Origin of the sequence: Flagellimonas olearia (assembly GCF_009184425.1) — a bacterium.
GTDB classification, from domain to species: domain Bacteria; phylum Bacteroidota; class Bacteroidia; order Flavobacteriales; family Flavobacteriaceae; genus Flagellimonas; species Flagellimonas olearia.
Map to the genome: position 1 here is coordinate 702,821 of NZ_WELG01000002.1, position 13,699 is coordinate 716,519.

Genomic DNA, 13,699 nt, shown 5'->3' on the forward strand with positions numbered 1-13,699 from the left:
CAATATTGAAGTAGTGGGAATTCGTGAAATTCGTGTCGAACAGTAAGTTGTAGATCATTTTCCAATAACCCGTAAATTCAATTTGAATTAGGTTATTTTTGCCAAAACTATTTTCATGAACATTTTGGTCCTAGGGTCTGGTGGAAGAGAGCATGCCATTGCCCTTAAAATTTCACAAAGTCCAATAACAGGAAATCTTTTAGTCGCTCCGGGGAATGCCGGCACGGCTAATATTGCCACCAACGTTGAGGTTGGTGTAAACGATTTTGATGCCATCAAGGAGTTGGTAATCAAAGAAAGTGTTGATTTAGTGGTAGTGGGCCCTGAAGATCCGTTGGTGAACGGAGTTCATGACTTTTTTCTAAATGACACTTCATTACATCATATCCCGGTTATTGGACCGCAAAAAGCGGCCGCCGCTTTGGAGGGTAGTAAGGAGTTTGCCAAGGAGTTCATGATGCGGCACAACATTCCCACCGCAGCCTATCAGAGTTTTACCGGGAACAATCTGGAGGAAGGCTATGCCTTTTTGGAAACCCTAAAACCTCCTTATGTTCTAAAAGCAGATGGTCTGGCAGCAGGAAAGGGTGTGTTGATTCTTCAGGATTTGCAAGAAGCCAAGGATGAACTAAAATCCATGTTGATCGATTCCAAATTTGGCCATGCCAGTGCTACAGTAGTAATCGAAGAGTTTTTGGATGGTATAGAACTCAGCTGTTTTGTGCTCACAGATGGTAGCAACTACAAAATTCTTCCCACAGCAAAAGACTATAAGCGTATTGGAGAAGGGGACACCGGACTCAACACAGGGGGCATGGGCGCCATTTCCCCGGTTCCATTTGCCGATTCGGCCTTTATGGATAAGATTGAGCGTGAAATTGTAAAACCGACTGTAGAAGGGCTTAAAAAAGACAATTTGCCCTATGTGGGCTTCATTTTCATAGGACTGATTAAAGTAGGCGCCGAACCCAAGGTCATTGAGTACAATGTACGGATGGGAGATCCAGAAACCGAAGTCGTTATACCTCGCCTTAAAAGCGATTTGGTTGAAGTGCTTTCGGCCATGGCCAATGGAACGTTGGACCAGATTGACCTACAGATTGATGAAAGGACCGCTACAACAGTTATGGCTGTTTCCGGGGGCTATCCCGAGGCTTACGAAAAGGGAAAGGCAATCACTGGAGCTGAAAACATCCATGATTCGATCGTATTCCATGCAGGGACCAAACTAGCTAATGGAAAAGTGGTCACCAATGGAGGGCGTGTCATTGCCATCACTTCCTTTGGGAACGATTTTAGGGAAGCGTTGCAGAAATCCTATCAAAATATGGAAAAGCTCCATTTTGATGGGATGTACTACAGAAAAGATCTAGGATTTGATCTATAGGTAAGAATGGGAGCTTATGCTCTTGTCTTCCTCACCATTGTCATTGAAGATTTTCAACTGCTTCATCCAATAGATCATGGCGATAAAACCGATGACGAAGAAAATCCAATTAATGGAATTGGCTCCCCACCAGCTGTGGGTAAAGCGAAAAAAATCGTAGGGGGCAAAAAGGTGGTTTACAAATAAGTCTTCTATACCGTAAAAAAACTTGCTCATCTTGGCTATATTTACTGTACAAAAGTAGCAAAAGAAAGGATGATTTCAAGCTTTTTCGGCAAAACAAAACCCATAAATTACATTGTCCTCTCTGTTTTTTTGGTTCTTTTTTACGTTCTGAGCGTTTTTTTCGCATTGGACACAGGCCCGATCGGCAAGGAAATTCCTTTTAAGTTGTTGATTCTTTTCTCCTTACTGCTAATGGTATTTGCCACCGGCCAGATAGTTCGTATGGAGAAGGTTACGGATTCCAATTCGTATGCCATGCTATTTTTTGTGTTGCTTTTGGGAGCCTTCCCGGATACTTTTGAACAGGAGAATATCATTTTTGCCAACTTTTTTATCCTTTTGGCCATCTGGAGACTGTTGTCCATTAAATCCATAAAAAATGTAAAGCATAAAATTTTTGACGCTTCGTTACTGATTTGCATCGCAAGCCTTTTTTATGAGTGGGCCCTAGCCTTTTTATTGATTGTATTTGTGGTCATTAACGTATATGATCGGAAGAATTTCAAAAACTGGCTGATTCCTTTCATGGGTGTTGGCACTATTTTCATTCTTGTGTTTGCGATATTACGGGTATCCGGTTCAATGGATTTTCTTTGGGACCATTATCGTTTTTCTTTGGAAACAATTTCTCTTTCATCATTGGGAAATATTGGCGCAAAAACGCTTATCTATACGCTTCTGACTTTGTTGACGGTCTTTGTGGTATTTTTAAAAATGAGAAAAACGGGTGGCGGAAAATTGGTTCAGCTACGGGTGGTGTTTCTGGCTTTTGTCTTGGGGTTGGTCATAGGCTGGTTTGCTGAAGAAGATAGCTCGGTTGTTCTTTTTACGATTTTCCCGGCGGGAGTTTTCATGGCCAATTATATCGAGTCCATCAGGAGGACAAAACTCAAAGAAGCCATTTTGGCTCTTTGCATACTGGTTCCCATAGTGCTTTTTGGTTTTCACCTGAATTGGTAAGCCATAAACCAATATCTTTGCCCAAAATACGATGATTCATGTTCAGTGATTTTGCCTTTACAATTTTTCAGGAAAGTATAGACACCTATCATATCAAAGATGATGTTTATCAAGAGTTCATCAATCCTTATCCAAAGGATAAAGTGGAACATTTGCTCTATAGGAAAAACTGGATAGATACGGTACAATGGCATTACGAGGACATCATCAGGGACCCAGGAATTGACCCCGTGGCTGCCTTGGACCTTAAACGCAAGATAGATGCCAGTAATCAGGACCGCACAGACCTTGTGGAATATATTGATAGCTACTTTCTAGATAAATACCAATCGGTACAAGTCAAGGAAAATGCCACGATCAACACGGAAAGTCCTGCATGGGCCATAGACCGGCTTTCCATTTTGGCTCTAAAGATCTATCATATGCAAGAGGAGGCCAACCGAACCGATGCTTCTCCGGAGCATATCAAAAAATGCAGTGAAAAGCTTGGCGTGCTTCTGGAACAAAGAAAAGACCTATCTACCGCGATTGATCAGTTATTGGCCGATATTGAGGCGGGAAATAAGTACATGAAAGTCTACAAACAGATGAAGATGTACAACGATGAGGAACTCAATCCCGTACTCCGTGGTCAAAAAGGGTAAATACACCCGAATCCTTGTTATCCGTCTGTCTGCCATGGGGGATGTGGCCATGACCGTTCCTGTGCTTCGTTTCCTAACGGATGAAAATCCACAATTACAGATCACAGTGCTTACCAAAAAGGCGTTCAAGCCTATTTTCTCAGGCTTGGAACGAGTGGAAGTCTATGAAGCCGATGTGAAAAACAGGCACAAAGGACTCTTAGGGTTATGGCGGTTGTACCAAGAATTGAAACCGTTGAAATTTGATGCCGTGGCCGACCTGCATAATGTGTTGCGGAGCAGGGTGTTGAAAAAGTACTTTGCCCTTGAAGGGATTCCGTTTGTACAAATTGACAAAGGACGAGCTGAAAAGAAAGCACTCACCCGACCCAAAAACAAGGTCTTTAAACCATTAAGGACAACCCATCAACGTTATGCCGATGTGTTTGAAAAATTGGGCTTTTCCATTGATTTATCCAAAACAGCGCCACAGGAGCGCCTACAACTTTCGGAAAAGGTTTTGGGCCTGGTACAGCAAGACACCAAGAAATGGGTAGGCATTGCTCCCTTTGCGGCGCATGAAGGCAAAATGTACCCTTTGAACCTCATGAAGGAAATCATTCAGTCATTGGACAAAACCAATAGGTATAAAATATTACTTTTTGGTGGAGGCGCCATGGAGGTGCAAAAATTACAGGAATTGGCAAACTCATTCACCAATACCTTGAATATGGCCGGAAAATTGAGTTTATCGGAAGAATTGGAACTTATTTCAAATCTGGATGTCATGCTCTCCATGGACAGTGGCAATGCGCACTTGGCGACCAATTATGGGATTCCCGTAGTGACGCTTTGGGGGGTTACGCATCCCTATACCGGATTTTACCCCTTCAACCAACCCATGGAAAATGCGCTTTTGGCCGACCGGGAGCGATATCCGCAAATACCCACCTCGGTGTATGGGAACAAGGTACCCAAAGGGTACGAATCCGTAATGGAGACAATTGCGCCGGGAAAAGTGGTGGATAGACTATTGCAGATTCTAGAAACCTAAGCAGCCACTTTATGGGCAGCTATGGCGTTGAAGTACTGCTTCAATTGCTGAATGTACTGATATTTTAACTGTCCGTTGGTAGAATCCATCATAAGGGAACGCATGCCCAAGAAAGAGGCAATAATATAGGTGGCGGCACCTTCACAATCCACATGACGGGCAATATGGCCATCTACTTTTCCCCTTTTCAGGACAGATACCAGATTTACTTCCCAAACGCTCAGGATGCTTTTTAGGTGATTGCTGATCTCCTCGTTACGTTTGTTGAACTCCGTCAAAAAATCATTCAGCATAAAACCATAGGCCATTTCATTCTTTTTGCCGGGTTCCAAGGCATTTTCCAAGCTCTCCAAAATGGCGGGCAAAGGATCTTCACAATGGTTCAAGGGCTCTACCAATAAGGCATATACTTTCTGCACGATCAAGTTTTGTACAATATTGATGAAGTAGTCCTCCTTGGATTTAAAATGGTGGTAAAAGGCCCCTTTGGAAAGGGACAGTTCGTTGAGGATGTCATCCAAACTGGTGTTGTAATAGCCTTTTTCATTAAAGATTTCGAGGCCTTTTCCACACAGACGGTGCATGGTCTCTCTACGTTTGAGGGTCATTTGCATAAGATTTGGGTTTAGACTGTTTGGTCGGTAACAAAGATTTTAAGGAATAGTGCCCTACCAAAGAATTAAAGACGTAGCTGTGCGAAAAATCGGTGAAGTGTTCAAAAACCGATAAAAAACCGAATCCTTGAAAAACGGACCAGACCGGTGGGTCGGTTCAGGGGTTGGTTTTTGGGGTTGAAAAAGAGGCTTTGAAAAGCAATATGGATATCATTTGTCAACTGATAAGGCATAATGGTCAATTGTCAAGGGGTATCCGTCAAATGTTGAAGCCCAATGGGTCAAAAAAACATGAACTTCCACACCGATATTGGATATGCGTCTGATTGGCCCCAAACAATTTTTAATGCATTTGTTCATGGATCATCATAAAAAACCAGCGGGATGTCACTTGAATTGATACCGGTCCTAGAAATTGATTGCAGTGATCAGGAAATAGGAATTCCTAGCGATAAGAACCCCGAAATATGGAAACAATATTATAATGAGTGCCATAAAAAGGCAGGGTTAAAGCCCTATAAAAAAGGATTGTTTTTTTACAAGCTTTCCGATGTTTCAGGGGAAAACCTCACCAAGCTTATACTGGACCATACACAGGAAATGCGGGAAGGAATTTTTGAAAGGGAGCAAATGTGTTCGTTTTTTGGCGGGTATGTTTTACGGGTTGGCCATCAAGATCAATTTTTTCCGCAGTGTTGCGGAGAACTAAGCGATATCTGGTATTGGGAACGGATTGCCATGGAGGAAAACTCATACTGCGAAGGACACCCTGCACCGCAAGTTTCTTTTAAGGAAGGCAAGATCACTTTTGATTTTTCGGTTCGGGAGCTCGATGAACCGTTCCAACCTAATCCGCCCCGCTTGAAATTATGTGTTGACGGAAAAGAACTAAAAAAAGCAGTGGAAGTGGCCAAGAAGGAGCTTAAAAGCTTTGGGCAGCATCTCAACAAAATCAATGAAGAAAAAGGACTCAACATAGAAAATATTGAGGGATTGCTGATTTGGGACAACGCAAACTATGAATAGAAAAGCATTGATTTAAGATGGACACATATTATTTCCAAGTTTTGGGCAGCCCCGAAGATGGGTTTACTTCATCTGCGATATATCGAAGAAAAGACAATCAGTTAATGGGCAGAATATTTGAATTGGTAGATGGATGGTATATCCAAACGGAGTATTTTGACCAACTGAATGATAAAGATTTCGTCCACTGTCTTAATCAAGCAAAGGAGAGCCTAAAGCATTATACCAACAGAAAAGGAGCACATTTTCCAAAAGATTGGACAAGGGAACAGATATCCCTTTGGCTTATGCAGAGGGATGATAGATAGCAAATAATGCATAAAAGATTTAAAATAAAGATGATACTAGTAGGAGTGGTCATACTCTTTGTGGTTGGATATGTGTATTGTTTTTTTGGCAACCCCTACCCAAGACTAGCCTTGATGGGGACAGACCATATAAAGAACAGTGAGGAGCTATCTATATTGAACCAGCAAGAAGAGGGGACATTTTATCTCATCAAAAAATACAAGTATTCCAAACATATTTGGGCCATAGGCTTTGGCGGTGGCGTGGACCGGACAGATGATTTTTATGGACTGGGAATTTCTGATGGGCAGAAAAAAACCATATTGCCCTCCAAGTTCCAGTCTGTTCAAGCATACAAGGACCTTCAAACCCAAGAGGTCTATATCAAGTGCTTGCCATACCCTCCCTACAATACCTATGATGGGTATGAATATTATAGAATAGAGGATAACAAGGCTATTGCAATTGAAGGCAAGCCGTATTACTGAAAAAAGCTTGAAAGGGGTAAATCTCCAAAATCAAGCCACCGTCCCCTGACAACTGCTCCCCGCCCCGGCCGTACAGCCATAGCAATGTTGCGAGATCACAATGTTGCGGTCGTTCAACACCTCCTCATTATAATCCTTGATGTGCTTTACCTTGCTCGCCACTTTTAGGTCCAGCATCTGGTTAAAGTCGCAATCGTAGAGCCAACCGTCCCAACTTACGGAAATGGTATTGGTGCACATCACGTTTTCAACCGCAGCCGGGTTATACGCTTCCACCAATGAATACATATAGTCCTCATAATTGTCCGAAGCGATGAGGTAATCCAAAAACCGGGAAATGGGCAGATTGGTAATCGCGAACAGATTGTGGAACTCAATATTGAAATCCTCCTTCAATGCCTTTTTAAAATCACGCTCCATGGCCGCTTGGTCACTGGGCAAAAATGCCCCCGAGGGATTATAGACCAAATCCAATCGCAAATCACTGCCCGGCATGCCATAGCCCACGGCATTGAGTTGTTGCAGGGCCTCAATGGATTTGTCAAAAACTCCATCCCCACGTTGCTTGTCCGTTTTGCCCCGGGTATAGTGCGGCATGGAAGACACCACATGCACATTGTGTTTTTTGAAAAACTCTGGCAAATCGTGATATTTTTTATTGGCCTGGATGATGGTCAGATTGGAACGGACAATAAAATCCTGGATGCCAGCTTTGGAAGCCTCTTCCACAAACCATCTAAAATTGGGGTTCATCTCTGGGGCGCCGCCGGTAAGGTCCAAGGTGTGGGCGCCCGTGTTTCGGATGACTTCCAAACACTGTTCCATGGTCTCACGGGTCATGATTTCCTTGCGGTCCGGTCCGGCATCCACATGGCAGTGCTCGCAGACTTGGTTGCACATATACCCTACATTGATCTGTAGAATTTCCAACGCTTTGGGCCTGAGGGGGGAATGACCAATTTCCGCGATTTTATCCTTAAAATAGGGCAGCTCCCCATCGGCAAACAGACCGCCGTTCAAGACCTCCAATTGCTTTTCGGTATGGGCCAGTTCGTTCTCACGGGCCTTAAGGGATTTTTTCGCTGCTTTTTTAAGCTGTGGCATTATGCTTTCCGCCATGGTTATAGGTTTACATGGATAATTTGTTGTACTTGTTCATCATCTGGACCCCGTGGACCAGCGTGGCGCCACTTTCTATGGCAGCCCCGGCATGTACGGCCTCCATCATTTCTTCCTTGGTAATGCCCCGTTGCAGGCCATCTTTGGTATAGGCATCAATACAATAGGGACATTTGACCACGTGGGCCACAGCCAATGCAATCAAGGATTTTTCACGGGCGGAAAGTGCACCTTCCTCAAAGACTTTTCCGTAGTAGTCAAAGAATTTGCTTCCGAGTTCTTCGCTCCATTCCGTGATGTTGCCAAATTTGCGTAGGTCCGCCGGGTCGTAATATGAGTTTGCCATGTTTTGCTTTTTAGTGGTTTAAAAAATACATCTCCCAAGTATTGGGATGGATATAAAAAAGTAAGGTAATAGGAGTGTCCAAGTAGTTAAACTTGGACAACAGGTGTTGGGAAAGGAAAAAAAGGAGAACCCTTGTTGAAAGGAATGTCCAGAAAATTGGTTTTGAATACCTTCTTGTGGATATTGTCAATAGCCATTTTTTGATGAAAGATGATGGAAAAAAGCGCCAGCCATCTTTTGGCCAAGGTTTTGGTAAAATTGAAAAGTCGCTTGATGTCCCTTTTTGAATCCACATCGATCAATACGTTCAACAAGGTTACGGGTCCCCCATTTGAGGCAAAATAGGTCTGCGTTTTCTTGAGCAGGGAAGACGATTGCCATGGCAAGGCCTGAAATTGCTCTGGGTTGAACTGGCTACGATGAAACCCAATAAGATAAAACCCTCCATCCATGGATGGGCCCAAGACGGATTTCCCTTGCTGAAGTAATCGGTGTGCCTCGAGCAGATGATGCGTTTTGAGCTGGGGGCTATCGTTCCCTATGGCAATGACATTGGCATAGCCTTTATCAAAAACCGATTGGAGGGAATGGGTAAAACGTTCCCCAAAAGTGTTGCCATGCTGTTCCTTCTCTGTTAAATGATAATACGGTAGACCGGAAGCTTCAGTAATCTCCAAGGTTTGAGCGGTCAAAGCTTCGAAGAGGGTGACATCAGCCCCTATTTTTTTGATATCACTATCACGTTTCGCAGAATTTGCGAAAACAAGAATGGCGGTATTTTGAATGGACCTTAGGGACAAATCAACCAATTAATTATCCTAAACTTACAATAATCTTAGCATAGAAATTGGTCGAGGGATACTATTTTTGATTACATTTTCTTGTGTGAAAATTGAAATTTAACAAACCGACCAAGAAGTCGGTTTTGATAATCAGGCCATTATCTTTTTGAGGATTAAAATCGAGAAACCCTCGACAAGCTACCCAAAATAGGCCGCTTGAAAGCAAAAACAGACTGGCGGGTCGGTAAATGAAGGCCTGTTTATCCGTAAAATTAACCTCCAAAATGCGCTAAAAATGGATGTGTCACAGACAAAATCAGTAGGCTTGGTACTCTCCGGGGGAGGTGTTCGTGGAATGGCCCATATTGGACTGATCAAGGCCATGCGGGAACACGGGGTAGAGGCAGACCTTGTGGCCGGTTCCAGTGTTGGGGCATTGGTAGGAGCGTTGTATGCCAATGGGAATTCGGTAGAGAGTATGCTGAGCTTTTTTAGGGAGACCCCCTTGTTCCAGTATAGCTTTTTTGCCATCAACAAGCCTGGGTTTATAGACACGGAACGCTATTTCAAAATCTTTAAGGGCTATTTTCCCGAGAATACGTTCGAAAGTTTGGATAAACCTCTTTATGTGGTGGCGACTGATTTATTGAAAGGAGAGGAGCGCATGTTCAACCAAGGGGAATTGATCAAACCTCTACTGGCCTCTGCAGCTCTGACCCCGGTTTTCAGTCCGGTGGACATTGATGGGGTACTCTATGCCGACGGGGGCATCATGAACAATTTTCCAAAGGAATATGTGGATGAACACACTTCATACGTTATTGGCAGTAATGTTTCCATTGCGGCCGAAGTACACAAGAACGACCTTAAAAACTCCCTGCAGTTGGCCGGAAGGGTCACCAGTTTGATGATCTATGCATCCAACAGGGCAAAATTGGCCGAATGCAACATTTCCATCGAACCCAAGGAGCTTGATAAAATTGGGGTTTTGGACAAAAAAGGCATAGAAAATGCCTTTACCATAGGTTATGACCATGGCAGCAGGGCCATGGAGAGAATGTTGTCAACTCAATAAATTAGAGAATCTATACATCGTCATAATCCACCACAAGCTTAGGCGTCAAGGGGTGGGCCTGACAGGTCAAGATCAAACCTTCGGCCACTTCACCATCGGTAAGAATCTGGTTTTTTACCATTTCTGCCTTTCCTTCCTTGATGCGTGCAATACAACTGCTGCACACGCCTCCTTGACATGAATAAGGGGCATCAATATCTTCGTTCAGGACGGCATCGAGCACCAATTTCTTTTTATCCATGGTGAACGAAAAGGTCTCATCGTCCAAAATCACCTCCACTTGGGTCATACCTTCCAAGTTTTCAGCCATGGTATCCTCGGTATCGGTACTGGTGAACAATTCGAAATGGATACGGTCCCCATCAACACCATTGCTTTTTAAGGTATCTGAAACGGCATGGATCATCTCTTCCGGTCCGCACAGGTAAAAGGCATCAAAAGCGGTGTCCTTGAATTTGTTCTTTACCACAAAGTTTATGGTGGAAGTGTCTATTCGACCAAAAAGGGCGTCATTTTCCCTGGCGCGACTGTAAATGTATTGAACAAAAAACCTATTGGTATATTCTTCTTTCAGTTCCTGTATTTTCTGAAAGAACATGGTCTCTTCGGGGGATTGATTCCCAAAAACCAGCACAAAAATATTTTCCGGATGGCTTTCCAAAACGGTTTGGGCGATGCTCATGATGGGGGTTATACCACTCCCAGCGGCAAAAGCAGCTACATTTTTTGGTTGTGTATCCTTATGGAATACAAAGCGGCCATCAGGCGGCAAAACATCCAATACATCTCCTGCTTTCAAGGATTCATTGGCATAGACAGAAAATGTACCTTCCGGCATTTTTTTGATGCCTACGGTCAGTTTCCCGGAAGAAGGGGCTGAAGAAATGGAATAGGCCCTACGAAGTTCCTTTCCATTGAGCTGATGTTTTATGGTAATGTATTGTCCAGCTTCGTAAGCATATACATCCTTAAGATTTTCTGGAACTTCAAAGGTGAGGGCTACTGCGTTTGGGGTCAATGCATCCACTGCGGTAATCTGCAATGCGTGGGAATCGCTCATAAAAACCAATTTTGCTGCAAAATTAAGCATTCAGCTCATTTTGAAAGCCCATTCCATAAAAAAAGCGCCATGGAAGTGGCGCTTTTTGAGTTTTTAGGTGAAAAGTTCTAGCACATGGCCGAAGTATCGTAATGGTAACTGACCTTCTTTATTTTTCCGTCTGCCACTTGGTAGAGGCAAATTTCTTCCATGTTCATACGGTTGCCATCCTTAAATGTAACATCGCTGGTCATGGCCACGGCAAAATGATTGCCCACCACTACGGGATCACCAACAGACCCTCCATGGGTTTCCTGAATACTTTCGCCCCATTGTTTAAAACCTTCCAGAATGTTGTCAAGTCCCTGGGTAACTTCATTGGGCATTCCGGGCATTTCAACACTTACGGCATCTTGTGCGTAAAGGCTGTAAGCTTCGTTGAACTTGCCTTCCCTACAGAAGGCCACCAATTTGTCTGCAATTTCTTGTGTGCTCATGTTTGTTTCGTTTTTATGATTAAAGAATAAACTTTAGTTCAGTCAAAGGCTTGGTTTAGATACATGTTCAAGGGTCTAATGGCTTTAAAATGGAGCAAGATTTCATCCAGTAGTTCTTCCGAATTGTAAAAAGGCTCCAGTGGAAACTCGGCCATGGCGTAAAACTGTTTGTTATAGATCAGTGCTGTTTTTTTGGCCGTTTGAAGAAGGTTTTTATCCAAGCGTTTGCTTTTTTCCCCTTTCAGGCGACCAAAATTTTGAATGAAGGTTAAATCGTTAACCACATCCTCAAGTCCAGAAGAATTCTTGGATATATGTTCCCGTACCAAATGGAGCTCCGGTGGGCGAAGGGTGAACAGACCACCACCCACATGAATGGTCGTGGCATCAATGCCAAGGTAGTAGCCCGGTAACATGGATTTTTTGCCATGAGGCGAAAATTCCGCCTTAAGTACGGTATGGTAAGGGGTTTTTTCTTTGGAAAACCGGACATCTTTATTGATACGGAACAGGGCATTCTTCGCATTGGGGGGAATACGTCCATCCCATGAGGTCAATTCTTGCAACAACCCATGCATTAGGGACAAAAAGGGCAATTTCACCTTTTCCTCATATCTTTTCTTGTTTGCATGGAACCATTCCTTATGGTTGTTTTGGGTCAGTTCCTCAAAAAATAAAGTGTACTCTTTTGTGATCATGTATCCTGTTGTATATGGTGCAATGCCAATTCAGTTAGGGCGTCCCAATGTCCATGGTCTTCAAAACTGGCCTCGTACCAACCCCTAAACGGTTTTTTGGTCTTGAAGGGACTGAATTCTGAAAGTGCTATGTCCAGAGTTTCAATAGGAAAATCCTTGCCCAATTTAAAAACCATGGTGTGGCTTTTGGAGAAGAAGGCAAATACCTTCTTTTTATAGTGCATGGCAGGGGAGCTCATCATTTTGCCTTCAGTGACCTCTACATAGGTTATGCAATATTTTTCCCGTATTTCACTGAATTTTTCAAACTCCATGAACCAAAGCTACAAAAGGAAAAAAGGCATAGTTGTGGGCAAATAGGACACTTTTAAGGGTTGATTCTGCCAAACAGAAACCTTACATTTATCCTTTGTAAACCAATGATTATGAAACACGTAAGTATTTTGGTGCCCAAAGGCAATACCATACTGAGCAGTGTGGTTGGCCCCTATAAGATTTTGTCCGCCACCAACCGTTTTCTAAAGAATAGTGGGGTTAGGAGCGATGACTTTTTTGATATCCATTTGGTAGGACTGGATAGGGATCATTCCTTGTACAATGGACTTTTTAGCATCCATTGTGATAAGGTCATTGATGAAGTCGAAAAAACGGACATCATACTTATTCCAGCTTTGAAAACAGATAGATTCTTGGAGGAACTGGAACAGAACAACCCCTTTGTGGATTGGATCCTAAAGCAACGGAACATACACAATGCCGAGGTGGCAAGCATGTGCATGGGCGCCTTTGTTCTGGCACGGACAGGATTGGTGGATGGCAAACAATGCTCTACCCACTGGGCCGCCATGGAAATGTTCAAGAAGATGTATCCCAAGGTCAATCTTGTTTCCAATAAAATAGTGACCGAGGAAGATGGCATCTATACCAGTGGTGGGGCTTACTCCTTTTTGAACCTTATGCTGCACCTTGTTGGAAAATATTGCGGTAGGGATGCGGCCATTTATATTTCAAAATATTTTGAGATTGAGATCGATCGGCAAGACCAAAATCAATTTGTCATTTTTCAGGGACAAAAGGAACATAATGATATGGCGATCAAGGAAGCGCAAAATTTTATTGAGAGCAATGTAACCGATAAGATATCTGTTGAGGAATTGGCCAAAAAATCGGCCATTAGCAGTAGGAACTTTGTCCGAAGATTTAAAAAAGCCACCCAAAACACCCCTTTGGAATACATACAGCGAGTAAAAATAGAGGCGGCCAAACGTAGTCTGGAAAGCACCCAGCAAAACGTGAATGAAGTGATGTATCAAGTAGGGTATGTCGATCAAAAGGCGTTCCGGACGGTGTTCAAAAAATACGTGGGACTGTCGCCCGTAGCCTATAAGGCCAAATACAATATGACGGTATTGAATCCGGAACGTACCACGGCATGGTAAGGGGACGATTTCACCTTTGACCAAGGAGCAAATAAAAAA

At 43.3% G+C, this 13,699-nt stretch carries 18 protein-coding genes; 9 read left to right on the forward strand and 9 right to left on the reverse strand.

Going from position 1 to position 13,699, the window contains the following annotated elements; genetic code table 11:
- Positions 1-115 precede the first annotated feature (115 nt).
- Positions 116-1,387 carry a phosphoribosylamine--glycine ligase gene (purD, locus tag F8C76_RS12500; protein ID WP_152132016.1) on the forward strand — a complete coding sequence of 424 codons (1,272 nt, stop codon included), beginning with the start codon at positions 116-118 and terminating at the stop codon, positions 1,385-1,387.
- Here the strand turns inward: purD and F8C76_RS12505 are convergent.
- Positions 1,382-1,603, reverse strand: a complete 222-nt coding sequence (locus F8C76_RS12505; RefSeq protein ID WP_152132018.1) for a DUF6341 family protein — start codon at positions 1,601-1,603, stop codon at positions 1,382-1,384. The genes purD and F8C76_RS12505 overlap by 6 nt on opposite strands.
- A gap of 39 nt (positions 1,604-1,642) precedes the next feature.
- On the opposite strand from F8C76_RS12505, the gene F8C76_RS12510 reads away from it, so the two are divergent.
- Genes F8C76_RS12510 through F8C76_RS12520 form a run of 3 tightly spaced genes read left to right on the forward strand, consistent with a single transcriptional unit; the run spans position 1,643 to position 4,249 of the window.
- Positions 1,643-2,572 carry a DUF6427 family protein gene (locus F8C76_RS12510; protein ID WP_249042410.1) on the forward strand — a complete coding sequence of 310 codons (930 nt, stop codon included), beginning with the start codon at positions 1,643-1,645 and terminating at the stop codon, positions 2,570-2,572.
- Positions 2,573-2,610: 38 nt separating this feature from the next.
- Positions 2,611-3,216 carry a DUF4254 domain-containing protein gene (locus F8C76_RS12515; RefSeq protein ID WP_152132023.1) on the forward strand — a complete coding sequence of 202 codons (606 nt, stop codon included), beginning with the start codon at positions 2,611-2,613 and terminating at the stop codon, positions 3,214-3,216.
- Complete coding sequence (locus tag F8C76_RS12520) at positions 3,176-4,249, forward strand: glycosyltransferase family 9 protein (RefSeq protein WP_249042411.1); 1,074 nt, start codon at positions 3,176-3,178, stop codon at positions 4,247-4,249. The genes F8C76_RS12515 and F8C76_RS12520 overlap by 41 nt, the downstream gene beginning before the upstream one ends.
- On the opposite strand, the gene F8C76_RS12525 is transcribed toward F8C76_RS12520, so the two are convergent.
- A complete protein-coding gene (locus F8C76_RS12525; protein WP_129653922.1) occupies positions 4,246-4,863 on the reverse strand; it encodes a TetR/AcrR family transcriptional regulator in 618 nt (205 codons plus the stop codon). The two genes, F8C76_RS12520 and F8C76_RS12525, sit on opposite strands and share 4 nt — an antisense overlap.
- A 384-nt stretch (positions 4,864-5,247) precedes the next feature.
- On the opposite strand from F8C76_RS12525, the gene F8C76_RS12530 reads away from it, so the two are divergent.
- The 3 genes from F8C76_RS12530 to F8C76_RS12540 are packed head-to-tail and all read left to right on the forward strand — an operon-like array spanning position 5,248 to position 6,665.
- Positions 5,248-5,889 (forward strand): hypothetical protein, encoded by a 642-nt coding sequence (locus tag F8C76_RS12530; RefSeq protein WP_152132025.1) that lies wholly within the window; start codon positions 5,248-5,250, stop codon positions 5,887-5,889.
- A 17-nt stretch (positions 5,890-5,906) separates the two neighbouring features.
- Positions 5,907-6,197 carry a hypothetical protein gene (locus tag F8C76_RS12535; protein WP_129653924.1) on the forward strand — a complete coding sequence of 97 codons (291 nt, stop codon included), beginning with the start codon at positions 5,907-5,909 and terminating at the stop codon, positions 6,195-6,197.
- 30 nt (positions 6,198-6,227) lie between these two features.
- Positions 6,228-6,665 (forward strand): hypothetical protein, encoded by a 438-nt coding sequence (locus tag F8C76_RS12540; RefSeq protein ID WP_152132027.1) that lies wholly within the window; start codon positions 6,228-6,230, stop codon positions 6,663-6,665.
- Between the two features lie 30 nt (positions 6,666-6,695).
- Here the strand turns inward: F8C76_RS12540 and arsS are convergent, their stop codons facing one another.
- The 3 genes from arsS to F8C76_RS12555 all read right to left on the reverse strand — a co-directional run bounded on the left by arsS (position 6,696) and on the right by F8C76_RS12555 (position 8,930).
- A complete protein-coding gene (gene arsS / locus F8C76_RS12545; protein ID WP_211372153.1) occupies positions 6,696-7,784 on the reverse strand; it encodes an arsenosugar biosynthesis radical SAM (seleno)protein ArsS in 1,089 nt (362 codons plus the stop codon).
- Positions 7,785-7,794: 10 nt separating this feature from the next.
- Positions 7,795-8,130, reverse strand: a complete 336-nt coding sequence (locus F8C76_RS12550; RefSeq protein WP_116216706.1) for an arsenosugar biosynthesis-associated peroxidase-like protein — start codon at positions 8,128-8,130, stop codon at positions 7,795-7,797.
- A gap of 86 nt (positions 8,131-8,216) precedes the next feature.
- Positions 8,217-8,930, reverse strand: a complete 714-nt coding sequence (locus F8C76_RS12555) for a TIGR04282 family arsenosugar biosynthesis glycosyltransferase (protein WP_170284024.1) — start codon at positions 8,928-8,930, stop codon at positions 8,217-8,219.
- Between the two features lie 277 nt (positions 8,931-9,207).
- Here F8C76_RS12555 and F8C76_RS12560 point away from each other — a divergent pair, with 277 nt between their 5' ends.
- Positions 9,208-9,987, forward strand: coding sequence for a patatin-like phospholipase family protein (locus tag F8C76_RS12560; RefSeq protein ID WP_152132031.1), 780 nt, complete (start codon positions 9,208-9,210; stop codon positions 9,985-9,987).
- Between the two features lie 10 nt (positions 9,988-9,997).
- On the opposite strand, the gene F8C76_RS12565 is transcribed toward F8C76_RS12560, so the two are convergent.
- The 4 genes from F8C76_RS12565 to F8C76_RS12580 form a co-directional block, all read right to left on the reverse strand.
- Positions 9,998-11,047, reverse strand: a complete 1,050-nt coding sequence (locus F8C76_RS12565; RefSeq protein ID WP_152132034.1) for a ferredoxin--NADP reductase — start codon at positions 11,045-11,047, stop codon at positions 9,998-10,000.
- Positions 11,048-11,154: 107 nt separating this feature from the next.
- Positions 11,155-11,523: a SnoaL-like domain-containing protein gene (locus tag F8C76_RS12570; RefSeq protein WP_152132036.1), complete on the reverse strand. Its 369-nt coding sequence runs from the start codon at positions 11,521-11,523 to the stop codon at positions 11,155-11,157.
- Between the two features lie 38 nt (positions 11,524-11,561).
- Positions 11,562-12,221 (reverse strand): DUF2461 domain-containing protein, encoded by a 660-nt coding sequence (locus F8C76_RS12575; RefSeq protein ID WP_152132038.1) that lies wholly within the window; start codon positions 12,219-12,221, stop codon positions 11,562-11,564.
- A complete protein-coding gene (locus tag F8C76_RS12580) occupies positions 12,218-12,535 on the reverse strand; it encodes a hypothetical protein (RefSeq protein WP_152132040.1) in 318 nt (105 codons plus the stop codon). The genes F8C76_RS12575 and F8C76_RS12580 overlap by 4 nt, the downstream gene beginning before the upstream one ends.
- A 111-nt stretch (positions 12,536-12,646) precedes the next feature.
- On the opposite strand from F8C76_RS12580, the gene F8C76_RS12585 reads away from it, so the two are divergent.
- Positions 12,647-13,660 carry a GlxA family transcriptional regulator gene (locus F8C76_RS12585; RefSeq protein WP_152132042.1) on the forward strand — a complete coding sequence of 338 codons (1,014 nt, stop codon included), beginning with the start codon at positions 12,647-12,649 and terminating at the stop codon, positions 13,658-13,660.
- The last annotated feature ends 39 nt before the right edge of the window (positions 13,661-13,699 follow it).

Coding starts and splice junctions, on each gene's coding strand:
- F8C76_RS12510 (WP_249042410.1), top strand. CDS start 1,643: ATGATTTCAAGCTTTTTCGGCAAAACAAAACCCATAAATTACATTGTC.
- F8C76_RS12535 (WP_129653924.1), top strand. CDS start 5,907: ATGGACACATATTATTTCCAAGTTTTGGGCAGCCCCGAAGATGGGTTT.
- purD (WP_152132016.1), top strand. CDS start 116: ATGAACATTTTGGTCCTAGGGTCTGGTGGAAGAGAGCATGCCATTGCC.
- F8C76_RS12525 (WP_129653922.1), bottom strand. CDS start 4,863: ATGCAAATGACCCTCAAACGTAGAGAGACCATGCACCGTCTGTGTGGA.
- F8C76_RS12575 (WP_152132038.1), bottom strand. CDS start 12,221: ATGATCACAAAAGAGTACACTTTATTTTTTGAGGAACTGACCCAAAAC.
- F8C76_RS12540 (WP_152132027.1), top strand. CDS start 6,228: ATGATACTAGTAGGAGTGGTCATACTCTTTGTGGTTGGATATGTGTAT.
- F8C76_RS12565 (WP_152132034.1), bottom strand. CDS start 11,047: ATGAGCGATTCCCACGCATTGCAGATTACCGCAGTGGATGCATTGACC.
- F8C76_RS12505 (WP_152132018.1), bottom strand. CDS start 1,603: ATGAGCAAGTTTTTTTACGGTATAGAAGACTTATTTGTAAACCACCTT.
- F8C76_RS12560 (WP_152132031.1), top strand. CDS start 9,208: ATGGATGTGTCACAGACAAAATCAGTAGGCTTGGTACTCTCCGGGGGA.
- F8C76_RS12530 (WP_152132025.1), top strand. CDS start 5,248: ATGTCACTTGAATTGATACCGGTCCTAGAAATTGATTGCAGTGATCAG.
- F8C76_RS12580 (WP_152132040.1), bottom strand. CDS start 12,535: ATGGAGTTTGAAAAATTCAGTGAAATACGGGAAAAATATTGCATAACC.
- F8C76_RS12585 (WP_152132042.1), top strand. CDS start 12,647: ATGAAACACGTAAGTATTTTGGTGCCCAAAGGCAATACCATACTGAGC.
- arsS (WP_211372153.1), bottom strand. CDS start 7,784: ATGGCGGAAAGCATAATGCCACAGCTTAAAAAAGCAGCGAAAAAATCC.
- F8C76_RS12515 (WP_152132023.1), top strand. CDS start 2,611: ATGTTCAGTGATTTTGCCTTTACAATTTTTCAGGAAAGTATAGACACC.
- F8C76_RS12520 (WP_249042411.1), top strand. CDS start 3,176: ATGAGGAACTCAATCCCGTACTCCGTGGTCAAAAAGGGTAAATACACC.
- F8C76_RS12570 (WP_152132036.1), bottom strand. CDS start 11,523: ATGAGCACACAAGAAATTGCAGACAAATTGGTGGCCTTCTGTAGGGAA.
- F8C76_RS12550 (WP_116216706.1), bottom strand. CDS start 8,130: ATGGCAAACTCATATTACGACCCGGCGGACCTACGCAAATTTGGCAAC.